This is a genomic window from Zobellella sp. An-6 (genome assembly GCF_052487945.1).
Genome location: NZ_CP199259.1, coordinates 3,616,431 through 3,638,526 on the forward strand (window position 1 = coordinate 3,616,431; position 22,096 = coordinate 3,638,526).

20 protein-coding genes, 1 tRNA gene and 1 pseudogene are annotated in these 22,096 nt (G+C 65.3%); 11 read left to right on the forward strand and 11 right to left on the reverse strand.

The window, feature by feature from the left end; genetic code table 11:
* Nucleotides 1–119: 119 nt before the first annotated feature.
* The 3 genes from ACT7DK_RS16855 to ACT7DK_RS16865 all read right to left on the reverse strand — a co-directional run bounded on the left by ACT7DK_RS16855 (nt 120) and on the right by ACT7DK_RS16865 (nt 2,746).
* Nucleotides 120–1,697 (reverse strand): copper resistance CopC/CopD family protein, encoded by a 1,578-nt coding sequence (locus tag ACT7DK_RS16855; protein WP_445401187.1) that lies wholly within the window; start codon nt 1,695–1,697, stop codon nt 120–122.
* Between the two features lie 75 nt (nt 1,698–1,772).
* On the reverse strand, nt 1,773–2,294 hold the full coding sequence (locus tag ACT7DK_RS16860; RefSeq protein WP_445401189.1) for a YcnI family copper-binding membrane protein: 522 nt from the start codon (nt 2,292–2,294) through the stop codon (nt 1,773–1,775).
* Nucleotides 2,295–2,353: 59 nt separating this feature from the next.
* Complete coding sequence (locus tag ACT7DK_RS16865) at nt 2,354–2,746, reverse strand: DUF2946 family protein (protein WP_445401191.1); 393 nt, start codon at nt 2,744–2,746, stop codon at nt 2,354–2,356.
* A gap of 100 nt (nt 2,747–2,846) precedes the next feature.
* Here ACT7DK_RS16865 and ACT7DK_RS16870 point away from each other — a divergent pair, with 100 nt between their 5' ends.
* Complete coding sequence (locus tag ACT7DK_RS16870; RefSeq protein WP_445401193.1) at nt 2,847–4,079, forward strand: multifunctional CCA addition/repair protein; 1,233 nt, start codon at nt 2,847–2,849, stop codon at nt 4,077–4,079.
* Here ACT7DK_RS16870 and ACT7DK_RS16875 read toward each other — a convergent pair.
* Together ACT7DK_RS16875 and folB are read right to left on the reverse strand one after the other, a co-directional pair.
* Nucleotides 4,070–4,873 (reverse strand): undecaprenyl-diphosphate phosphatase, encoded by an 804-nt coding sequence (locus tag ACT7DK_RS16875; protein ID WP_445401195.1) that lies wholly within the window; start codon nt 4,871–4,873, stop codon nt 4,070–4,072. The genes ACT7DK_RS16870 and ACT7DK_RS16875 overlap by 10 nt on opposite strands.
* A gap of 65 nt (nt 4,874–4,938) precedes the next feature.
* A complete protein-coding gene (gene folB, locus ACT7DK_RS16880; RefSeq protein WP_445401197.1) occupies nt 4,939–5,307 on the reverse strand; it encodes a dihydroneopterin aldolase in 369 nt (122 codons plus the stop codon).
* A gap of 109 nt (nt 5,308–5,416) precedes the next feature.
* Between folB and plsY the strand changes: the two genes are divergently transcribed.
* Nucleotides 5,417–6,025: a glycerol-3-phosphate 1-O-acyltransferase PlsY gene (plsY, locus tag ACT7DK_RS16885; RefSeq protein WP_445401199.1), complete on the forward strand. Its 609-nt coding sequence runs from the start codon at nt 5,417–5,419 to the stop codon at nt 6,023–6,025.
* 58 nt (nt 6,026–6,083) lie between these two features.
* Here plsY and tsaD read toward each other — a convergent pair whose 3' ends face one another.
* Nucleotides 6,084–7,100 carry a tRNA (adenosine(37)-N6)-threonylcarbamoyltransferase complex transferase subunit TsaD gene (gene tsaD / locus ACT7DK_RS16890; protein WP_445401201.1) on the reverse strand — a complete coding sequence of 339 codons (1,017 nt, stop codon included), beginning with the start codon at nt 7,098–7,100 and terminating at the stop codon, nt 6,084–6,086.
* Nucleotides 7,101–7,272: 172 nt separating this feature from the next.
* Between tsaD and rpsU the strand changes: the two genes are divergently transcribed.
* The 5 genes and pseudogenes from rpsU (at nt 7,273) to ACT7DK_RS16915 (ending at nt 12,095) form a co-directional block, all read left to right on the forward strand.
* Nucleotides 7,273–7,488, forward strand: a complete 216-nt coding sequence (gene rpsU / locus ACT7DK_RS16895) for a 30S ribosomal protein S21 (protein ID WP_014293599.1) — start codon at nt 7,273–7,275, stop codon at nt 7,486–7,488.
* Between the two features lie 15 nt (nt 7,489–7,503).
* Nucleotides 7,504–7,947 (forward strand): GatB/YqeY domain-containing protein, encoded by a 444-nt coding sequence (locus ACT7DK_RS16900; protein ID WP_445401204.1) that lies wholly within the window; start codon nt 7,504–7,506, stop codon nt 7,945–7,947.
* 74 nt (nt 7,948–8,021) lie between these two features.
* Nucleotides 8,022–9,809: a DNA primase gene (gene dnaG, locus ACT7DK_RS16905; protein WP_445401206.1), complete on the forward strand. Its 1,788-nt coding sequence runs from the start codon at nt 8,022–8,024 to the stop codon at nt 9,807–9,809.
* Nucleotides 9,810–10,027: 218 nt separating this feature from the next.
* Nucleotides 10,028–11,875: pseudogene (gene rpoD, locus ACT7DK_RS16910) on the forward strand (RNA polymerase sigma factor RpoD); the annotation flags it as partial.
* A 143-nt stretch (nt 11,876–12,018) separates the two neighbouring features.
* Nucleotides 12,019–12,095 (forward strand) — tRNA-Ile (locus ACT7DK_RS16915).
* Nucleotides 12,096–12,168: 73 nt separating this feature from the next.
* On the opposite strand, the gene ACT7DK_RS16920 is transcribed toward ACT7DK_RS16915, so the two are convergent.
* The gene (locus ACT7DK_RS16920) at nt 12,169–13,041 is read right to left on the reverse strand and encodes a LysR family transcriptional regulator (RefSeq protein ID WP_445401208.1); all 873 of its coding nucleotides are present in this window, start codon (nt 13,039–13,041) and stop codon (nt 12,169–12,171) included.
* A gap of 120 nt (nt 13,042–13,161) precedes the next feature.
* Between ACT7DK_RS16920 and ACT7DK_RS16925 the strand changes: the two genes are divergently transcribed.
* On the forward strand, nt 13,162–14,355 hold the full coding sequence (locus ACT7DK_RS16925; RefSeq protein ID WP_445401210.1) for an MFS transporter: 1,194 nt from the start codon (nt 13,162–13,164) through the stop codon (nt 14,353–14,355).
* 22 nt (nt 14,356–14,377) lie between these two features.
* Here the strand turns inward: ACT7DK_RS16925 and ACT7DK_RS16930 are convergent, their stop codons facing one another.
* Nucleotides 14,378–15,196, reverse strand: coding sequence for a DUF2797 domain-containing protein (locus ACT7DK_RS16930; RefSeq protein WP_445401212.1), 819 nt, complete (start codon nt 15,194–15,196; stop codon nt 14,378–14,380).
* Nucleotides 15,197–15,338: 142 nt separating this feature from the next.
* Between ACT7DK_RS16930 and ACT7DK_RS16935 the strand changes: the two genes are divergently transcribed.
* Entirely contained in the window at nt 15,339–15,755 is a 417-nt protein-coding gene (locus ACT7DK_RS16935; RefSeq protein ID WP_094038916.1) for a VOC family protein, read from the forward strand.
* Between the two features lie 35 nt (nt 15,756–15,790).
* On the opposite strand, the gene ACT7DK_RS16940 is transcribed toward ACT7DK_RS16935, so the two are convergent.
* Nucleotides 15,791–17,713 carry an alkaline phosphatase D family protein gene (locus ACT7DK_RS16940; RefSeq protein WP_445401215.1) on the reverse strand — a complete coding sequence of 641 codons (1,923 nt, stop codon included), beginning with the start codon at nt 17,711–17,713 and terminating at the stop codon, nt 15,791–15,793.
* 195 nt (nt 17,714–17,908) lie between these two features.
* Between ACT7DK_RS16940 and ACT7DK_RS16945 the strand changes: the two genes are divergently transcribed.
* Nucleotides 17,909–19,579, forward strand: coding sequence for a methyl-accepting chemotaxis protein (locus ACT7DK_RS16945; protein WP_445401217.1), 1,671 nt, complete (start codon nt 17,909–17,911; stop codon nt 19,577–19,579).
* On the opposite strand, the gene ACT7DK_RS16950 is transcribed toward ACT7DK_RS16945, so the two are convergent.
* Nucleotides 19,564–20,571, reverse strand: coding sequence for a hypothetical protein (locus tag ACT7DK_RS16950; RefSeq protein WP_445401219.1), 1,008 nt, complete (start codon nt 20,569–20,571; stop codon nt 19,564–19,566). The two genes, ACT7DK_RS16945 and ACT7DK_RS16950, sit on opposite strands and share 16 nt — an antisense overlap.
* Nucleotides 20,572–20,720: 149 nt before the next feature.
* Here ACT7DK_RS16950 and ACT7DK_RS16955 point away from each other — a divergent pair, with 149 nt between their 5' ends.
* On the forward strand, nt 20,721–21,770 hold the full coding sequence (locus tag ACT7DK_RS16955; protein ID WP_445401221.1) for an AI-2E family transporter: 1,050 nt from the start codon (nt 20,721–20,723) through the stop codon (nt 21,768–21,770).
* 6 nt (nt 21,771–21,776) lie between these two features.
* On the opposite strand, the gene ACT7DK_RS16960 is transcribed toward ACT7DK_RS16955, so the two are convergent.
* Nucleotides 21,777–22,079, reverse strand: a complete 303-nt coding sequence (locus ACT7DK_RS16960) for a metal-sulfur cluster assembly factor (protein ID WP_445401223.1) — start codon at nt 22,077–22,079, stop codon at nt 21,777–21,779.
* Nucleotides 22,080–22,096: the final 17 nt, after the last annotated feature.

Sequence of the window (22,096 nt, forward strand, 5' to 3'; positions counted from 1 at the left end):
GCCCACGTGGATGTGTTTACGGCGTGTCGGCGGAGCTGGCCCTTTGGCCGACTTATGTGGTCATGACAACGGCTTTGACTCCAGGCCGAAAGGCGCCTCGGCGCCTTTGGTGTATGGTCTCAGGGCGCCAGCCGCAGGCTGCCGGTCAGGCGGATTCGTTCGAAGTCGCTGACCAGCACTTCCACCGTCACCGACCAGTCGCCGGGCACCGGCAACGGCAGCTCCTCCAACAACCAGTGCCCCGGCGCCAGGGGCAGTGCCCGACGGCGGAACGGCGCTATGCCCTCCTGGGCATGGGACAGCAGCAGGCCGAGCTCGCGGGCCTCCACCTCCCGCCCCTGGTCATCCCGCAGCAGGATGTCGGCCCGTACCGGACCGGCCTTGTCCGGAAACAGGGTCAGCTCCGCCCGCAGCCCGGCGGCGACCACAACCACCTGCACCTGCCCCGGCGACAGCAGCGCCCTGGGCGGCGGGGTAAAACGCCAGGCCGCCACCAGCCCCAGCACCATCACCAGCAGCGCCAGTTCAAGCCGGATCAGCCGTCGCAGGGCCAGCCGAGCGGCAGCCTCTCCCCGCTGCACCCGGGCGGTCAGGCGCCAGCGATTCCACGCGGCCAGCACCAGCACCAGAGCTACCAGTGTCAGCTTCAGCAGCAGGATACGGCTGTAGCCGGGCAGTGCCAGGGCGCGCCAGTGTCCCAGTTGTATCACCGCCAGGACGCCGCCGGACAACACCAACGCCGCCAGCATCCAGGGAGCCCAGCGGGAAAAGCGCTCCAGCACCCGCCGGGCGTCCGCTCCCGGCTTGGCCAAGGCCACAAAGAGCGGCGGCAGGGCGCCCAGCCACAGCATTGCCATCAGCACATGCAGCCCCAGCGCCGGGCGGCTCAGCCAGCGGGGCTCGGCCGAGGCGGCATGGCCGCTGACCGTAAACGCCAGCCCGAGCAAAAGCACGACCACCGCCGACAGCAGCCAGGCAATGGCTGTTGAATGACGTCGCAGCCACAGGGTGCCGCCGGCACCGGCCAGGGCCAGCAGGGCCAGTCCGACGCTGTGACCATAGCTGGTGGCCATGGCGGCCTGCCAGCCGGGCGAGGCCAGCAGGCCGCTCAGGGGCAGGCCCAGGGCATCCACCCCCTGCAGGCCGAACGACAGCGGCAAGGCCCCCGCTCCCAGCCAGAGCGCGGCAACGACCGGGCGCAATGGCCCGGTGCCGAGCCAGAGGGAGGCGCAGGCACCGCCGACCCCCAGCATCAACCCCAGATAGACCGCCACCCGGGCGCTCCAGATGGCGAGATAATGGCTGTCGGCCGTCGTCGGCATCAACTCCGCTTCGGTTCGCATACCGACGGCAAACGCCAGCGCCCCCGCTATGGGGTGGCCGTCGGCGGACACCACCCGCCAACTGAGCAGCCAGTTGCCCGGGGCCAGGGCGGCCGGCAACGTGATCCGCAGTTGCTGCGCAGGCGCCACACCCTCCAACCGCTGCGGCTCGCCATCCGGCCCAATCAGGGTCAGCACCAGGGGGCTGACCCTTTCACTAAAGTGCAGTGCCAGCCAGGCTGGCGATTCGCCAACTACACTGCCCTCTGCCGGTATGCTGTGCAACAGCACGGCGTGGGCGCGGGCGCCACCACTGCCCAGCAGGAGCAGCAGCAGTCCCAGCCAGGGCAGCAGGGCGCTCGATTTCATCGACATGAGCATCTCAGCCAGCGGATAACAGCGGGGGCGGCCACGCCGCCCCCGGGAGTTCAGGCCAGAGCCCGGCTCCGGTTAATGATGGTGACCCGCTTTCAGGGTCAGGCCGGGTGCCGGCTCGTCGCTCCCCTCGTCGCCCGAGGTATCGATCCAGCGGGCCACCCCGTTGGCGCATTCCTGCACGGTAGGAAAGTAGAAGCGACTGTCGGCCGGCAGGCTGTCGGCGAAGCGCCCGCGGAATACGAATTCGTCGTAGAAGTTATCGGGCAGCTTGCCGCCGGACCAGATAAGCTCTGTCACCCCCCGGGACACCGGCGTGCCGTGATTGTCATAGGCCCGGGCGTAGTCCCCTTCGATCGTCGTCAGTGTCCAGCCCGCCTTGGGCATGGGCTTGACGTCGTAAAACCCCTCCGGGATCCTGACCCTCAGGGTATGGGTGGCTTCCCCCTCGCAACCGTGGGGTATCCGCAGCACCGCCTTGTAGCTGGCTCCGGGCTGGGCCGTCGGCTGCTCCAGGGTCACATGGGCTGACGCGGCCGGCAGCCACAGGCAGGACAGGGCCGCCGCCAGGGCGGTGTTTCTGGTGATAATGGTCATGCGCTTTCCTCGATATCAATATGAATGGTAGACGGGCACGCGCGGTGGGCGCGGCAACATCAGACGGAGGCGAGGAAGGCGGGAGGGGCGCGGGCAGCGAGACCGGGCCAGCGCGGCGGCGCCCGGAGGGGCGGAACATAACCGCCGGGCAGCCCGCCAAAGAAGGCCAGCCTGGCGGGCAAGAGCAGGCCAGGTTCGGGAGCGCCCGCATCGAGGATTTGGGTCCAGCAGGGGCATTGATCGCAGTGCTCCGCCATGGGGTGCGATGGGTCTTCGCCCGTGGCCGGCTCACCCTGCCACTCGGCCAGGGACACCCACTTCAGGGTACCGCCGCTGCAGATGGGTACCCGGTCGTCGGCGCCCGTCCCGCCCCAGGCGGTACCACCGAAGGCCGGCAGCAGCGAGCCTGTCAGCAGACTCAGCAACAAAAGCGGCAAGATAGGAAGTGACATCCTTTTCATCACTGGGGACAATACCCTCGACACATCCTGTAAAAGTTCTTTTGAATCCCTTTGGGGACAGGCTGGCTCATATTAAGGCAAGGGGGCAAAAGTGCAAACATATCTGGTGGGGGGCGCGGTCAGGGATGCCCTGCTGGGCCTGGAGGTCGGCGAGCGGGACTATATGGTGGTGGGGGCCACCCCGGAGCAGTTGCTCGCGCTCGGCTATACCCAGGTGGGCAAGGACTTCCCGGTGTTCCTCCACCCCGACACCAAGGAGGAATATGCCCTGGCCCGCACCGAGCGCAAGTCCGGCCGCGGCTACACCGGCTTTATCTGCGACTTCGGCCCCGAGGTGACCCTGGAAGAGGATCTGCGCCGCCGGGATCTGACCATCAACGCCATCGCCCAGGATCAACAGGGCCGGTTGTACGACCCGTACGGCGGCCGGGAGGATCTCGATAACCGGGTGTTGCGCCATGTATCCGAGGCCTTCGCCGAGGATCCATTGCGCGTGTTGCGGGTGGCCCGCTTCGCCGCCCGTTTCCACGATCTCGGCTTTATCCTGGCCGACGAGACGCAGGCCTTGATGCGGAAGATGGCCGCCGCCGGCGAGCTCAAAACCCTGACGCCGGAGCGGGTATGGAAGGAAACGGAGAAGGCCCTGGCCACCGCCAATCCCCAGGTCTACTTCGAGGTGCTGCGCCGGGTCGACGCCCTGGGCCAGCTTTTTCCCGAGCTGAGCGCCCTGTTCGGGGTGCCGGGCCCGGCGCAATGGCATCCGGAGATCGATACCGGCATCCACACCCTGATGGTGCTCAAACGGGCGGCGGAGCTGGGGGGGAGCCTGCCCTGCCGTTTTGCCGCCCTCTGCCATGACTTCGGCAAGGCGCTGACGCCCCGGGAGAAGTGGCCCAGCCACCATCGTCACGGCGAGCTGGGCATAGCCCCGATAGAGGCCTTGTGCGCCCGCTTCAGGGTGCCGGGCGAACACCGGGAACTGGCCATACTGATGAGCCGCTGGCACATTCTGTTCCACCGGCTGGCTACCCCCGCGCCCGGACAGGCGGAGGCGATACTGGAACTGTTCAACCATACCGACGCCTGGCGCAAGCCGGCGCGTTTCGCCCAGCTACTGATCTGCGCCCAGGCGGATCTGCAGGGCCGCGAGGGATTCGAGCACAGGCCCTACCCCCAGCGGGAACGGCTGTGGCAATGGCTGGACGAGCTCAGGCAGATCACCGCCGGACCTTTCGTCGCCCAGGGGCTGAAGGGGCCGGCCATCGGCGAGGCCATCGCCGCCGCCCGCCGCCAAAAGCTGGAAGCCTGGCTGACTCAGGCTTGAGCCGACATCATCCACAGCAGCACGGCGCCCAGCCCCAGCCGGTAGAGCACGAAGGGCAGCACCCCGATACGGTTGAGCAGGGTCAGAAACAGGTGGATGCAGGCCAGGGCGCTGGCGAAGGACACCAATACCCCCACGCCTACCGCCGACCAGGACATCACCGCCTGGCTGCCGATCAGATCGGTGGCCTGGTGGCTGCCGGCCAGAAAAATGATGGGAATGGACATCAGGAAGGAAAAACGGGCTGCCGCCTGCCGGGTGAGGCCGAGCATCAGGCCGGCGGTGAGGGTGATGCCGCTGCGGGAGGTCCCCGGGATCAGCGCCAGGGCCTGGGCACAGCCCAACCAGAGGGCACCGCGCCAACCCGCCTGGTATTCGGTTTTCTGCAGCCGGGCCATGCGATCGGCCCACCACAGCAAGAGCCCGAAGACGATGGTGGCCACCGCGATCACCCAGCCGGAGCGCAGGTGATCCCCGATCCAGTCGCCGAACAACAGGCCCACTACGCAGGCGGGGATGGTGGCCAGAATGATGCCCCAGGCCAGGCATGACTCGGCGCTGTGGCCGTCCCCCCGGAGGGAGCGCCACCAGGCAGAGGCCATGATGACGACCTCACGCCGGAAATACCAGAGCACCGCCAACAGGCTGCCCAGGTGCACGGCCACGTCGAAGGCCATGCCCTGATCCCGCCAGCCCAGCAACACCGATGGCAGGATAAGATGGGCGGAGCTGGAGATGGGAAGAAACTCGGTAAACCCCTGGATCAGGGCGAGCAGTACGGCCTGCACTTCCATGATGTACTTCCTGTTGGTGGATGGGTCGGCAGGCTATCAGGCGTCGATGACGCTTTAATGAAGGCTCAGCTTACCCCATAATCCCTGGCAAAACGTTCGATTTCCACGCCCACACCGGCGGCGTTGGGTACCGCGCCCGGTTTGGTCAGCCGCACCCGTACCGACTTGACCGGAAACTCGGTCAAGATCAACTGGGCGATGTGTTCGGCCATGGTTTCGACCAGTTCCACATGGTTTTGTTCGGCGTAGGTGCTGACTTTTTTCGACAGGCTGGCATAGTCCAGCGCCTGGTCGATGTCGTCGCCCCGGGCCGCGGCCCTGGTATCGCAGCCCATTTCCAGATCGAAGCGGATCTTCTGCCGAATACCCTTTTCCCACTCATAAACGCCTATGGTGGTCAGCACTTCGAGGCCTTGTACAAACACTTTATCCATCGTCTCTGTCTTCTGTTAAGCTGTGGCTATCTTCGGCGACCGGGTCGCTTCGGTCCGGTTTCTGGCGCGCGAATGATAACGGATTGAACCCGGGGTATAAACCGCGATTATGACGGCGCTCACCTTATTTATGATCATCCTGGCCTACCTGGGCGGCTCGGTGTCCAGCGCCGTGCTGATCTCCAGGCTCTACCGGCTGCCGGATCCCCGCGCCCACGGCTCGGGCAACCCCGGCGCCACCAATGTGCTGCGCACCGGCCACCGCAGTGCGGCGGTGTGGGTGCTGCTGCTCGACATCCTCAAGGGCACCCTGCCCGTGTATCTGGGCTGGTTCCTGGGGATAGGTCCGCTTTACCTGGCCCTGATCGGCATGGCCGCCTGCCTGGGGCACATGTTCCCCCTGTTCTTCCACTTCCGCGGCGGCAAGGGCGTGGCCACGGCGCTCGGCACCCTGCTGCCGCTCGGCATGGACATGGCCGGGCTGCTGCTGCTGACCTGGCTGGTGAGCCTGGGACTGTTCGGCTATTCCTCGCTGGCGTCCCTCATCACCGCCCTGCTCGCCCCGCTCTACGTTTATTTCATCAAGCCGGAATACACCCTGGCGGTGGCCCTGCTGTCCTGCCTCATCATACTGCGCCACCACCGCAATATCAGCCGGCTCTACCACCATCAGGAAGAGCCTATCATCGACAGATTCAAGCGAGGCCGTGAGGAATAAGGGAAGAGGAGTAAGGAGTGAGGCAATCTCCACACACTTTACGCTTCACTCCTTGCCCTTACTCGACCGGCGCCAGCTCATCCAGCGGCCAGCGCGGCCGTGCCCTGACCGACAGGGGTTCGAACTCCCCCGCCTTGAGCCGCTGCAGCCCGGCGAAAGCGATCATGGCACCGTTGTCGGTGCAATATTCGTTGCGCGGGTAGAATACTTCCCCCTTGAGACCCGCCATCAGCTCCGCCAGTTGGGCGCGCAGCGACAGGTTGGCACTGACCCCGCCGGCCACCACCAGCCGGTTGAGCCCGGTCTGTTGCAGGGCCCGCCTGCACTTGATGGCCAAGGTGTCGACCACCGCCTGCTGGAAGGCGTGGGCGATGTCCGCCCGGGTTTGTTCGTCGTTGCCTTGCGCCGCTATGGTGTTGGCGGCAAAGGTCTTGAGCCCGGAAAAGCTGAAGTCCAGGCCGGGCCTGTCGGTCATCGGCCGGGGGAAATGGAAGCGGCCGGCAACCCCCTGCTCGGCCAGCCTGGCCAGGCGCGGGCCGCCGGGATACTCCAGCCCCATCAGCTTGGCGGTCTTGTCAAAAGCCTCACCGGCCGCATCGTCGATGGACTCGCCGAGGATCTGGTAGCGGCCGATGCCGTCCACCCGCACCAGCAGGGTATGGCCGCCCGACACCAGCAGGGCCACGAAGGGAAAGGCCGGTATCCGCTCCTCCAGCATGGGTGCCAGCAGGTGGCCTTCCATGTGGTGCACCGCCACCGCCGGTTTGCCCCAGGCGAAGGCCAGGCTGCGGCCTATGGTGGCGCCCACCAGCAGCGCCCCCATCAGGCCCGGCCCGGCGGTGTAGGCCACGCCGTCGATCTCGTCCTTGCCGCAACCGGCCTGGACCAGGGCAGCCTCGATCAGCGGTATGGTCTTGCGGATATGATCCCGACTGGCCAGCTCCGGCACCACGCCGCCATAGTCCGCATGCAGCTTGACCTGGCTATACAGCTGGTGAGCCAGAATGCCGAGCTTGTCGTCATAGATGGCGATGCCGGTTTCATCGCAGGAAGTCTCGATACCTAGTACGCGCATGGAATGAATAACACTGTCGAAAAGATGGCGGCTATGTTACCCTGCCCGCGATTTTTTAACCAGTGAAGGGCGACCGGTCTTTACAGGCGGGGCCGCTTCAGAGTAGAATTTCGCACCATTTTTTATAGTCATGCTGGTCGGTGACAGGCCAGTTAACCGAGGTGAGAGGCACATGCCAGTAATTAAAGTACGTGAAAACGAGCCCTTCGACGTAGCCCTGCGTCGCTTCAAGCGTTCCTGCGAAAAGGCCGGTATCCTGTCCGAAGTGCGTCGTCGCGAGCACTACGAAAAGCCGACTACCGAGCGCAAGCGCGCCAAGGCCGCCGCTGTCAAGCGTCATGCCAAGAAGCTGGCTCGCGAAAACGCACGTCGCACTCGTCTGTACTAAGCCGTTATTGATCTCATGTCTTTGAAAGACCGGTTGTCGGAACAGCAGAAGAACGCCATGCGCGCCAAAGACAAGGCTCGCCTGGGTACTCTGCGTATGCTGATGGCCGAGATCAAGCAAAAAGAGATAGACAGCCGCGAAACCCTGGATGACGACGGCATCGTGGCGGTGATCACCAAGATGGTGAAACAGCGCAAAGACGCCGCCGGCCAGTTCGAGCAGGCTGGTCGCCAGGATCTGGCCGACACCGAGCGCCAGGAAATAGCGGTGCTGCAGGAATTCCTGCCGCAACCCCTGACCGAAGCCGAACTGGATGCCTTGCTGACGCAAGCCATCGCCGATACCGGCGCTGCCGGCATGCAGGACATGGGCAAGGTGATGGCAGTGCTCAAGCCGCAGATCCAGGGACGTGCAGATATGGGCAAGGTCAGCGCCATTATCAAAGCCAAACTGGCTTAATCCGGCTGCTCACCTGCCAACGGGCCGTGCTTCATCCGATGCACGGCTTTGTTTTTTCCCATACCCGGTGAACCATGGCAGGCAGAATCCCCCAATCCTTCATCGACGACCTGTTGGCCCGCACCGACATTGTCGACCTGATCGATCAGCGGGTAAAACTCAAGAAGGCCGGTAAGAACTACCAGGCCTGCTGCCCCTTTCACAACGAAAAAAGCCCCTCCTTCACCGTCAGCCCCGACAAACAGTTCTATCACTGCTTCGGCTGCGGCGCCCACGGCACCGCGCTCGGCTTTTTGATGGAATACGACGGCCTCGAGTTTCTCGACGCCATCGATGAACTGGCAGCCATGCACGGGGTGACGGTGCCCCGGGAGCAGAGCGGCTCTCCCGAACGGCAGGTGGCGGCCAAGGCGGTGCGTCAGGATCTCTATGGCCAGCTGAATGAGATCTGTCGCTTCTACCAGGTCCAGCTCAAGCAGTCCCAGGCCGCCATCGCCTACCTGAAAGGGCGGGGCCTGAGCGGCGAAGTGGTCAAGCAGTTCGCCATCGGCTATGTGCCGGATCAGTGGGACAGCGTCAAGCGCCAGTTCGCCCGCGGCCGGGAGGCGGAGCAGCAGCTGATCGAAGGCGGCATGCTGCTGCAGAACGACAAGGGCCGGGTCTACGACCGCTTCCGTGATCGCATCATGTTCCCGATCCGCGATCGCCGGGGCCGCACCATCGGCTTCGGCGGCCGGGTACTGGGACAAGGCACCCCCAAGTACCTGAACTCGCCGGAAACCCCGGTGTTCCACAAGGGACGGGAGCTGTACGGCCTGTTCGAGGTCCGCCAGGCCCATCGCAATCCGGTCCGCATCCTGGTGGTGGAAGGCTACATGGACGTGGTGGCCCTGGCCCAGTTCGGCATCGACTACGCGGTGGCGAGCCTCGGCACCTCCACCACCACCGATCAGCTGCAACTGCTGTTTCGCACCACCCGCGAGGTGATCTGCTGCTACGACGGGGACAGGGCCGGGCGCGAGGCCGCCTGGCGGGCGCTGGAAAACGCCCTGCCGCTGATGCAGGACGGCCGCAGCCTGAAGTTCGTGTTCCTGCCCGATGGCGAAGACCCGGACACCCTGGTGCGCAAGCAAGGTGCCGCCGCCTTCGAGCAGATGCTGGACCAGGCCCAGGACTTCGGCGACTTCCTGTACGAACGACTCGGTCAGGACACCATGGCCGGTGACGCCGGCCAGCACGAACTCGCCCACAAGGCCGCCGAGGCCATCATGCGGGTGCCGGAAGGCTTCACCCGCGAGGGCTTGATCACCCGTCTCTCCCGCCAGCTCAACTGGGGCGAGAACGAACGGCGGGTGCGGGAGTTGTTCGTGCGGCTGAACCGGGGCGATACCCCGCCGCCCGAGCCGGCGCCGAAACGGGGGGCGAAAAAGATAAAGTTGACCCCCCTTCGCCGGGCCATCGCCCTTGTGCTACAATATCCGGCTGCCGCGGCCAGGCTGCCGGCCATGCCCGAACTGGGGGAACTGCCGCTGCCGGGCATGGAGTTGTTGTTGGAGCTACTGGCCCAGGTGCAATACCAACCCGACATGACCACGGCCCAACTGCTGGAACACTGGCGCGGACACCCCTCCGAGCCCGCCCTGGCGCGGCTGGCCATGGCGGAAGAGTTGTTCGCCGGCGAGCATATCGAGCAGGAGCTGCAGGACATCTTCGTGGTGCTGATCAACGAGTTTCTGACCAGGCGCATCGAAACCCTGCAGAAAAAGGCCAGCACTCCAAATGGAAGGCTGACCCGCGCTGAGATGGAAGAATTGCAGCTATTGATAGCCGAAAGTAAGAACAGCCCAGACGGGGCTAATTGAAAAACGGGCACACCGCCCCAAGATCGACAAACAGGCCCGGAACACGGGTAATGATGAAACCATTGCGCGTTGCAGCACTCTCACCGTTAAGAAGGCGAGGCGTGTTGGCAAGCACAGACCAGCATAGCGACCCTGGTCAAATTTTGTTATAATCGGCTACTTGCGCGCCATAAAAGAGTGCCTAATGCCTACACCCTCTTGCAACATCTAACCGGACGAGTTCTATGGAGCAAACCCCGCAGTCACAGCTTAAGCTTCTCGTTGCCAAAGGTAAAGAACAGGGTTACCTGACTTACGCCGAGGTGAACGATCATCTACCCCAGGATATTGTCGACTCCGACCAGATCGAAGACATCATCCAGATGATCAACGACATGGGCATCCAGGTGGTGGAAAGCGCCCCCGATGCCGATGATCTCATGATGTCGGAGACCACCGCCGACGAGGATGCCGCCGAGGCCGCCGCCCAGGCGCTGGCTTCCGTCGAATCGGAAATCGGCCGCACCACGGATCCGGTGCGCATGTACATGCGTGAAATGGGCACGGTAGAGCTGCTGACCCGCGAAGGCGAGATCGACATCGCCAAGCGTATCGAAGACGGCATCAACCAGGTACAGAGCTCGGTGGCCGAATACCCCGAAGCCATCACCTCCCTGCTCGACCAGTTCGACCGCTTCGAGGCCGGCGACATCAAGCTGAGCGACATTATCTCCGGCTTTGTCGATCTGGACGAGGCCGATGAACTCGCTCCCACCGCCACCCACATCGGCTCCGAGCTGAGCGAAGAAGAGCTGGATGACGAAGACGACGACGAAGACGAGGATGAAGACGAGGACGATTCCGACGGCGACTCCGGTCCCGATCCGGAAGTAGCCCGCGAGAAATTCGGCGAGCTGCGTACCCAGTACGAAAAGACCCGCACCACCATCCAGGCCCATGGCCGTACCTCCGACGCCGCCGCCGAGCAGATCGCCATCCTGGCCGATGTATTCCGCCAGTTCCGCCTGGTGCCCAAGCAGTTCGATCGCCTGGTCAACAGCATGCGCGACATGATGGAGCGGGTACGGGTGCAGGAACGCATCATCATGAAGCTGTGCGTGGAACAGTGCAAGATGCCGAAGAAAACCTTCGTGCAGGCCTTTGCCCACCACGAAAGCGAGCAGGCGTGGTTCAACCAGCAACTGAGCGCCGGCAAGGCCTGGTCGCCCAAGCTGGCAGAAGCAACGGAAGACGTGCTGCGCGCCATCGGCAAGCTCAAACAGGTGGAAGAAGAGACCGGCCTGACCATCTCCCAGATCAAGGACATCAACCGCCGCATGAGCATCGGCGAGGCCAAGGCCCGCCGCGCCAAAAAGGAGATGGTGGAAGCCAACCTGCGTCTGGTGATCTCCATCGCCAAAAAGTACACCAACCGCGGCCTGCAGTTCCTGGACCTGATCCAGGAGGGCAACATCGGCCTGATGAAGGCGGTGGACAAGTTCGAATACCGTCGCGGCTACAAGTTCTCGACCTACGCCACCTGGTGGATCCGCCAGGCCATCACCCGCTCCATCGCGGATCAGGCCAGGACCATCCGCATCCCGGTGCACATGATCGAGACCATCAACAAGCTCAACCGGATTTCCCGCCAGATGCTGCAGGAAATGGGCCGCGAGCCCACCCCGGAAGAGCTGGCCCACCGCATGGCCATGCCGGAGGACAAGATCCGCAAGGTGCTGAAGATCGCCAAGGAGCCCATCTCGATGGAAACCCCCATCGGCGATGACGAAGATTCGCACCTGGGCGACTTTATCGAGGACACCACCCTGTCCCTGCCGGCGGACTCCGCCACCAGCGAAAGCCTGCGCGCCGCCACCCGCGACGTGCTGGCCGGGCTGACCGCGCGGGAGGCCAAGGTGCTGCGCATGCGCTTCGGTATCGACATGAATACCGACCACACTCTGGAAGAGGTGGGCAAGCAGTTCGACGTGACCCGCGAGCGTATCCGCCAGATCGAAGCCAAGGCCTTGCGCAAACTGCGCCATCCCAGCCGCTCCGAGGTGCTGCGCAGCTTCCTCGACGAGTAAGCCACAGCAGCCACGAAAAGGGCGCTGCGGCGCCCTTTTCCATGGCCGCCGACCGGCGCGCCAACCGCTTAAAAATCAAGCTGATATAAACCCGCCGCGACTGGACAGCCTAAGCCGCTTTCCCTATAATCAGCACCACTTTTGGCCCCTTAGCTCAGTTGGTTAGAGCGCTCGACTCATAATCGATCGGTCGCTGGTTCAAGTCCAGCAGGGGCCACCAAATACCAAGGGTTAGCAGGTTAACAGCCGCTAACCCTTTTTTGTGGTTTCTTATCCATTAAACCTATTGAGTATCAACCAGCCGGCTCGCCCCGATAACGCTGGAACTGCGGGCTCTCCTCGATGGTCTTGGCCAGGCGGGCCGTGGCCTCGTTTGCCCGTTCGGCCACGAACAGGGTGGTGTCCGCCCTGGGCAGGGGCGGCAGCCCTTCTTCCACCACCACCAGGCCCGGCTCCAGGGTCTGGCGCGGTATCACCCCGACGCCGATCCCGGCCCGCACCGCCGCCAGTACGCCCGCCCGGCTCTGGCTGGTAAAGGCGATACGGTAGGCGGTGTCGGTGTGCTCCAGCGCCTGGCAGGCCGACTCCCGGTGATAGCAGCCCTCGACGAACACCGCCAGCGGCAAGGGTTCCCGCCGGTGGGTCGCATGGGCCTCAGAGCATACCCAGACCAGTTCGTCCCGGCACAGCCGCAGGCCCCCGTCGGACAGGGCCGGCATCTCCACCAGGGCGATGTCCAGCTTGCCCTCCTGGACCAGGGCCGCCAGGTAATGGGGCCGGTGATCGCAGAGCACTTCCAGCCGGGCCTCCGGATAATTGAGCACAAAGGCTTCCAGCAGGGGAGTCAGGCTGCGGGTGGCGTATTGATCATGGGTACCGAAGCGGACCTTGCCCACCACCTCCGCATTCTGGAAAGACCCCAGGATCCGGTCGTGCAGGTTCAGCAGCTGATGGGCGTGCGTCCTGAGCTGCTCCCCCGCCGGGGTCAGCCTGACCCCATACTGCCCGCGCTCCAGCAACTCGGCCGCCACCAGCCCTTCCAGCCGGCTCAACTGCATGCTGATGGTGGACGGCGCCCGGTGCAGCCGCCCTGCCGCCGCGGTCAGGTTGAGGGTTTCCGCCACCACCGCGAAGGTGCGCAGCAGGGTAATGGGTAAATCGCGCATCGGCAGACTTCATCCTTATTGAAGACAGACCTCAATATTTATCGATTTACCGAATACTGGCAAGAAGAGAAGATGGCTCGCGGCCAATAAGCGCCGTTACCGGATCAGGGAGATCACCAGATGCGCATGGCCGCTATTTTCGGAATGAACCAGGTTGTCAGCCACGGTTTCGGCATGTTTCTGTTTGCCGCCCTCGTGCCCATGATGCGGGACAGCATTGCGCTGAGCCACTGGCATCTCGCCACCATCGGGGCCTTGACCCAACTGGCCTACCTCGGGGGCGCCCTGTTGCTGGGCCTGGTTGGCCACCGCCTGGGCACCGCCCGTCTGGCGCTGGCCACCGGCGGCATCACCAGCCTGTTGCTGTTTACCCTGTCGCAGTTGCAGGAGCCGCGGCTGATCATCCTGGCCCTCACCTGCCTGGCGGCCAGTGCCGCCATCAGCTGGGGCAGCATAGTGGAGATCGTCAGCCGCCATGCCGGGTCCGAACAGCGCTCGGGCTGCCTGTCGACCATCTCCAGCGGCACCGCCTGGGGATACGGCCTCAACGGCCTGCTGATCCTGCTGGTGGTCCCGGCCCTGGGCTGGCAACGGGGCTGGCAGCTGGCCGGATTGATGGGCCTGCTGGTCATGGGGCTCACCTGGCATATGCTGCGGACCTTAAAGCGCCAGCCGGCGACGCCAGGCGGGGGGCCGGTTGCCGCCATACCGGTGACCCGGCTGCTGGCGACCATCTGTGGTGAACGCACCGCCCTGTGCGCCTGCCTGATCTGCTTTCTGGTCGGCTTTACCACCATGCCGTTTTCCAACTGGCTCAATACCTACCTGGATCAGCTGGGCCTGCCCGCCACCCTCGGTGGCTATACCTGGACCACGGTCGGGCTGACCGGCATGGTCGCCGGCCTGCTCACCGGCAAGCTGGCCGACCGCAAGGGGCCGGAGCTGGCACTGCTGGTGATCTTCGGCGGCTTTGCCCTGGGCTTGCTGGCCTTCGTCCAGGATCCCGCGCGCTTCGCGCTGGTGGCCGGCTTCGGCTACGGCCTGATGTATTTTCCCATGTGGGGGATACTGGCCGGCTGGGTCGGCCAGCGCTATTCGTCGACCGCCACCATGCAGATCAGCGGCATCTGCATGGTCACGTTCGGCCTGGGCGGCACCCTGGGCAACCTGCTGGCCGGCTATCTGCGCGAGGCCACCGGCGCGCTGGACAGCGTCTATCTGGTGCTCGCCTCGGCCTCGGTGGTACTGGCCTTGCTGGGGCTCTGGCTGTATCGGGCCGCTCCCCGTCCCGACCCGGCCTGCCCAACCGCCTGACCGCTCCGCCGGCCGGCGTCCCTCAGCCCAGGCTCACTTCATAGCCGGTGAACTTGCGCAGGTTGATCACCCCGCTGTCGAAGATCAGGTACTGGCCCTTGATGCCGAGCAGGGTGCCGGACACCACCGGGTTCTTGTCGAAGTTGTGGCTGGCGATCTTCTTCGGGTACTCCAGCACCGGGTAGCTGAGCCCGACCACCGGCTCGTCGAGCGGGGTGATGGCCTCTTCGCCATAGCGCAGCACCAGTTCGGCCAGTTTTTCCTTAATTTCCGGCAGCAGACGGGCGGCCTCGGCCTTGAGGTCGAGCGGGGTTTCGTCACCCTTGAGCATGGCCCGCCAGTTGGTCTTGTCGGCCACCATCTCGGCCAGGGCCACTTCCACCAGGCCGGAGATCTGGCGGGTGGCCACCCGGAGGATGGGCAGCGCCTGGGTCGCACCCTGATCGATCCAGCGGGTGGGCACCTGGCTGGCCCGGGTGATGCCCACCTTGAGGCCGGAGGTATTCGCCAGGTAGACGATATGGGGCACCATGCAGTGGCGCTCGCCCCACTCGGGCTCGCGGCAGGTGCCTTCGAAATAGTGGCAGGTCTCCGGCTTCATCACGCACATGTCGCAGCGGGCCAGTTTCTTCATGCAGGGAAAGCAGTGCCCCTGGGCGAAGCTCTTGCTGGTCTTGCGGCCGCAGGCGTCGCAGTAGATGTTGCCGGTGTAGCCGAGGATGAGCGGCTGGCCGAGCAGGGCGTTCAGTTCCACCCTGTGCTCGCCCAGGGCCAGCTGGTAGGCCACGGGCTCGGCCAGGCTGGCCGGCATCTTGACCAGGGTTCCGGTGATCTTGCTCATGCTTTTTTTCGTTATCGGTTGTGGGTTACCCGGCTACTTTAACAGCCGCCGCCGGCGAGCGCACCCGCCCCCGGCCCTTTGGCGGGAGCGCGAACCGGCGGCCATACTCAGCAGGGTAGGCACCCGGCAGGAGGAACCCGAGATGAACGTCGCCCCCCATTATCCCCGTCTGACCCATATCGCCCTGCATGTGCGGGATATCGAGGCCTGCATCCGCTTTTATTGCGGCTTCTGCGGCATGGTGGAAACCCACAGGCGCGAGAGCGGCCACCAGACCATCGTCTGGCTGGCCGAGCCGGAGCGGGAGCAGGACTTCATCTTCGTGCTGATGAACGGCGGCGAAGATCTGCAGCTGTCGCCCCACGACTATCGCCACTTCGGCTTCGCCCTGCCCAGCCGCGAGGCGGTGGACGCCCTCGCCGCCCGGGCCAGGGCCGCGGGCTGCCTGGTCTGGCCGCCCCGGGACGAGCCCTACCCGGTGGGCTACTACTGCGGCGTCAGGGATCCCAACGGCAACTACGTGGAGTTCAGCCACGGCCAGCCCCTGGGGCCGGGCTGACCATCCCCTACGCCGGGCAGGCTTACTGGCTCGGCTCAGCGCTGCACGGACCGCTCGGGCAGGGAGCCGCCCGCCGGCGCAGCCATGGCTTCATTCAGGAAATCCACCACCCCCTCGGCGGTGATCTGCTGTACCAGCACCGGCTCGCCCTGCTCGTTGAAGCGTACATGGCCGATGCCGGCCCGGTTCAGCAGCCGCTCGCCACGGGCCGCGCCGACCGGCGGGTGAGGGCTTATTTCCAGCCGCCGCCGGCGGGTGAACCAGTTGAGCGGTGAGCGGGGCGAATACAGCCAGCGGTTGAGCCGGTCCAGCACGTCCAGCAACCGGGGCGGAAACTCGTTCTTGATGCCGCTGCTGGTGATCTGCCAGATATGGGGATCGCCACGCCGGTGGCGCAGCCGGATGTCGTACATGAAGGAGTAGTGCACGTCGCCGGACAGGATCACGTAGTTGGCCGGGGTGCGGACATGGCGGAAGATATTGAGGATGACGTTGGCGGTGCCCTGGTGCGCCATCCAGTTTTCCGCGTCCACCAGCAGCGGTTTTCCGAACCAGGTGAAGACCTTCTGGATCACCTCGATCAGCTTAACCCCGAACACCGGCGTGGGCGAGACGATCACCACGGCGTCCTGGTGCAGCAGCTCCCCCTGCAGCTCGGTCAGTGCCTCCCAGTCCATCAGCCCCGACGGGCTGCCGAAGTTGGACTCGGCCCGCCAACGGCGGGTGCGGGTGTCCAGCACCAACAGCCTGGGGCTGGTGTCCAGGCGGTAGTGCCAGCGCTCGAAGCGCAGCAGATGATCGATAAGGGCGTCCTGCCGCCCGGCCTCCGGCCGTTCGCACCAGGCTTTGAGCAGGGCCATGGGCTCGCCCCGGAAGGCATCCGGATCGTTGCCCCAGCCCTGGCAGATAAAGTACCCCACCAGGGCGTTGCCGATGATGCGCCGGGAAAAGGGATGGCCATAGGCGCTCTCCTCCCAGGCAGCGGTCAGGTTCCAGTCGTCGGTGACGTCGTGATCGTCGAAGATCATCAGGGTCGGCAGGTGCGCCAGCAGCCGGCGCACCGCCGGCAGGCCCTCGACAAAGGCCACCAGCCGCTCCCGCTCCCCCTGGTAGCGCTGCGCCAGCTCCCCTGCCAGTTCGGGCCGGGTCTCGGGCAGCAGGCGCCAGGGCTCCGGCGACCAGACCAGCAGGTACATGGCCAGCACCTCGGCCAGGGTGATCAGGTGGTTGTCGGCGCTGCTGGTGGTGAAGATCGGCTTGCGCACGCCCTCGAAGAAGCGCTCGCGCAACGGCACGTTGGCCCTGCTGTCGGGCAGCAGCTCGTGCCGCCGGTAGTAGTTCTGCGGGCTGGCAAACAAGCCGGCGCTGTCGGCCACTAGGGCCCCCTCCAGGGTTTCCGGGTAAAGCCCTAGTTCCTCTATCAACTGGTGGATGGCGGTGAGCATGGGGCCGGCCACGTCGTCCGCATACACCTGATCCCCGCTCAGCATCAGCACCGCCGGTCGTTCCAGCGGCCGCTCCCGGCATTGGTGCAGCCAGGCGTCGGCGGCCACCAGACCATCGGGGGCCGCATGGTGCGGCTTGCGACAGGAACCGTGCAGCAGGCCGTCCAGCCGGCCGCGCACCACCAGGCTGGGCAGCTCGCCCTCGCCGTAGCCGAGATCCGGCGCCCAGTCGGCCAGGCCGTGCCAGTCGCTTTCGCCTTCCCGCCGCCACTGCAAATCATAGGGGATCAGGGTATCCGGCGGCAGCGGCTGTTCCAGGGGCAGGTCCAGCAACTGGATAAAGCAGCGTTCCCCCACCCGCAACTGTTGTTGCTGCTCGCCGTCCAAGGAAAGAGGGGCACGCCCGTCCAGCAACAGCCGGAACCGCACCGGCTCACGGCTGGCCAGCCAGAATACCAGCCGCTCGGTGCTCGCCCGGCGCAATATGGGCCCGGCAAGGATGGTCGAAGCCATATCATGCTCTGTTGATAACGTCATGGCCGCATCATAGCGGTACCGGCAAGCCGTTGAAAAGCCGGCATGGGCCGGCGGCCACCGGGAAGGACGGTTCGGGTATTTTTATTGGACATTTATGTATCAACTCAAATGACAACCAAAACACAAGATGATAAAAATATGTAAACAAATAATAATACAGCGAGATCAAGGATGAACCGACTTTCCATCAGGAAAAAAATACTATTGCTGGCCCTGCTGCCCCTGGCCCTGCTGGCCGCCGTCAGCACCTGGGTCAATGTGGAGCAATCTCTGCGTCTTAAAAACCTGAGCGGCGACAGCCTGCACCGCTCCTTGTTCGAAGCGCGCAAGGATCAGTTGGCCAACTATATCGAGCTGGCCATCAGCGGTATGACGCCCCTGCTGCAACGGGGCGAGGTCGAGACCGCCAAGGATCAACTGCGCCGGCTGCGCTTCGATCAGGGCAGCGGCTACTTCTTCGTGTACGACCGCCAGGGCGTCCAGGTGGTCAGCGCCGACAACCCGGCCCGGGAAGGCAACAACTACCTCAATGCCTCCAGCCCCGACGGTCGCCACCTGGTGCAGGAATACGTAGCCCTGGGGCGTCAGGGCGGCGGCTATGTGGAATACAGCTGGCCCAGGCCCGACAGTCAGCAGGGCGCGCCCAAGCTGGCCTATATCGCCCCGGTGCCGGGCACTGACTGGCTGCTGGGCACCGGTTTCTATGTCGATGACCTGCAGGCCACCGTCGCCGGGCTGGAGCAGGAACTGTCCCATTCGGTGCGCCAGGGCCTGATCAACTCCGCCCTGTCCGCCACCCTGCTGCTGGCGCTTATCGCCGCCACCGGCCTGGTACTGGCCCGCAGCATCCACGCCCCCATCCGCCAGGCGGTGTCCACCATGCAGGACATCGCCCAGGGGGAAGGCGACCTGACCCGCCGGCTCGATGCCGACCATGGCCACGAGCTGGGCACCCTGGCCCGTTCCTTCAACCAGTTCGCCGGCCAGATCAGCGAACTGGTGCAGAGCACCCGCCAGTCGGCGGATACCCTGCAGCAGGCCAGCGCCGAGCTGCAACGCTTTATGGACGAGACCGAAACCGGCATCGGCCGCCAGCACCACGAAAGCGACCAGCTCGCCACCGCCATGAACCAGATGTCGGCCACCGCCCAGGAAGTGGCGGCCAGCGCCGCCCGCGCCGCCGACGCGGCCCAGCAGGCGGAAACCCAGGTCACGGACGCCCAGCGGCTGCTGCAGGGGGCGATCACGGTGATCGACGGCCTGGAGCACCAGGTGGCCGGCGGGGTGGACATCATCCAGCGGCTGGGGCAGGAATCGGAGCAGATAGGCTCTGTGCTGGACGTGATCCGCGGCATCGCCGAGCAGACCAACCTGCTGGCGCTCAACGCCGCCATCGAGGCGGCCCGGGCCGGCGAGCAGGGCCGGGGCTTCGCGGTGGTGGCGGACGAGGTGCGCACCCTGGCCGGCCGCACCCAGAGCAGCACCGAGGAGATCCACAACATGATCACCCGGCTGCAGCAGGGCGCCAGGGAGGCGGTGCAGGCCATAGAGAGTATCCGCGACCGCAGCAGCCACACGGTGACCGAGGCCAGGCGCATCGACGAGGCGCTGCTCGATATCGGCACGGCGGTGAACACCATCAACACCATGAATGCCCAGATCGCCAGCGCCGCCGAGGAGCAGACCCAGGTGTCGGAGAGCATCAACAGCAACGTGCACCAGATAGTGGCCATCGCCGAGCAGACCAATGCCGGCTCAAAGGCGGCCAGTCAGACCAGCCGGGAAGTGGGCGAGCTGGCCGCCCGGCTGCAGCAGCTGGTGGGGCGCTACCGCACCGCCTGACGGCGCCGCAGATAACCGGCCAGCTGCACCCCGACGAAGGTCAGCACAAAGCCCAGTATGGCCAGGCTGGTCAGCTGGGCGCTGATCCCGGGCCAGTCGTGGCGGGCCAGCAGCCCCAGCTGCAGCAACGCCAGGGGCAGGTACAGCAGCCAGTGGTAATGGCACTGTATCTTCAGCAGCGCCGGCGCTATCACCGGCGCATGACCGAACACCATGGCCATCACAAAGCCCAGCATGATCCCGTGCAGCGCCATGTCTCCCCCTCCCCCCAGCCACAGCAGGCCGCTCAGCCCCAGCCAGCCGTAGCCCGCCAGCAGGCAGGCGGCCACATAGCGCGGCAGGCCGCGGCTCTTGATGGTCTTGCGGGCGATGTCGAAGCGCAGCAGCCAGAGCGCCAGCCCCACCAGGGCCGCCCCCAGCCAGAGGTGGCCGAGCGGCAGCCAGGGCGCGGCCAGCAGGCCCGATGCCAGCCCCATAAAGATCCGTTTGGCCCACAGCGGCTTGGGCAGCAGCCGGGACAGCTCCAGCCGCTCGGCGGCGATGGTGAGCACCAGGAACACCAGCCAGGTCCGTTCGGTGGCCGCACCGACGACACCCAGCCGCCACCAGTACAGGTTGGCCAGCAGCAGGGCGCCGCAGGCCAGTACCAGCAGCAGGGTGAAATCCTGGGGCTGGCGCCGCCACAGCCGCCAGGACAATATCGTCATCCCCGCCGCCAGCAGGCCGTACAGGGCCGGGGCCAGCTCCGGCCGCCACCACAGGCTGGCGCTGGCCAGGATGCCGCTGGCGGGTACCAGCCAGGCCCAACCCCGGCCATGGGCCACGCAGCGCTCACAGCTTATCAGGGTGGCGAAGAAGCCGTTGACCATGAGAGCACCATGGTACACCAGCCCGGTGTGGGTCAGCGGCAGCCAGTCCGCCCCCAGGCGCCAGGCACCGCCGGCCACTCCCAGCAGCAGCAGCGCCATCATCGGCAGCAACAAGATCGGCATGCGTTTTCCTCCTCGGTGAGCGGCCATGATGCCAGCACGCAACCGGGCCCGCCTTGCGCCGGCGCAATAAATCCGCCACCGGGAAGCGCTGGCGCCGCCGCCCGGGCTTCTTTACTATGATGGCACTGCCTCATCAGGAACCCCTCGCCATGCGCGAAAAACTGGAACAACGCTCCTTTCTGTTTATGCTGCTGCTGGTCAGCCTGCTGTTCGGGCTGGTGCTCAAGCCCTTCTGGGGCGCCATCTTCTGGGCCTGCGCCATCGGTGTCATCTTCTATCCGCTGCAGCAGCTTATACTGGCCCGGATCGGTCCCAAACCCAACCGGGCCGCCCTGCTCACCCTGCTGATCTGCGTCGTCATAGTGGTGCTGCCGGTGCTGCTGATCGCCACCTCCTTCGTGCAGGAAGGGCTGAACCTCTACCAGCGCATCGACCGGGGCGAGATCAGTCCGGCCCGGGTGCTGGAGCAGATCCGCAATGCTTTTCCGCTGCTGCCCGAACTGCTGGAGCGAGTCGGCATCGACATGGACAACCTGCGCCAGCGGCTGTCGGAAGCGGCGGTGGCCGGCAGCCGGCTGCTGGCGGAGAAGGCCCTGGTGGCGGGCCAGAACACCTTCGTCTTTATCGTCAACGTGGCGCTGATGCTCTACCTCGCCTTCTTCCTGCTGCGCGACGGCCACCAGTTGACCGAGCTGCTGATCAAGGCCCTGCCCCTGGGGGACGAGCGCGAGCGCAAGCTGTTCGCCAAGTTCTCCGAGGTGACCCGGGCCACGGTGAAGGGCAACATCCTGGTGGCCATGGTGCAGGGCGCCCTGGGCGGCTTTATCTTCTGGGCACTGGGCATTTCCGGCCCCTTGCTGTGGGGAGTGGTGATGGCTTTCCTGTCGCTGATCCCGGCGGTGGGCGCCGGCCTGGTGTGGCTGCCGGTGGCTCTCTACCTCTACGCCACCGGCGCCTGGATTGCCGGCACCGTGCTGGTGGCCTTTGGCGCCCTGGTGATCGGCCTGGCGGACAACGTGTTGCGCCCGCTGCTGGTGGGCCGGGACACCAAGCTGCCCGACTATGTGGTGCTGTTCTCCACCCTGGGTGGCATCAGCCTGATGGGCATCAACGGTTTCGTGATAGGGCCCCTGGTGGCGGCCCTGTTCCTGGTGTTCTGGGACATCTTCATGCGAGAGTTCAACGGCCAGCCGCTCTGAGCCCGCTCACTCCCATCCCAGCCGGGCGCGCAGGGCCGGACTCATCCGCTCCGGCCCCCAGGCCGGCTGCCAGACCAGTTCGACCTCGGCCCGCTGCCCGTCCCGGCACAGGGTTTTGATCTCTGTTTCCACCTGCTGGCGGATCCAGTCCCCCATGGGGCAGGAGGGTGAGGTCATGGTCATGGTCACCGCCAGCCGCTGTGCGCTGATCTCGATACCATACACCAGCCCCAGCTCGATGATGTTCTCGCCCACCTCAGGATCCAGTACCCGGCAGAGGGCGTCTCTTACCTGCTGTTCGGTCACCATGTGCCGCCTCAAAATAT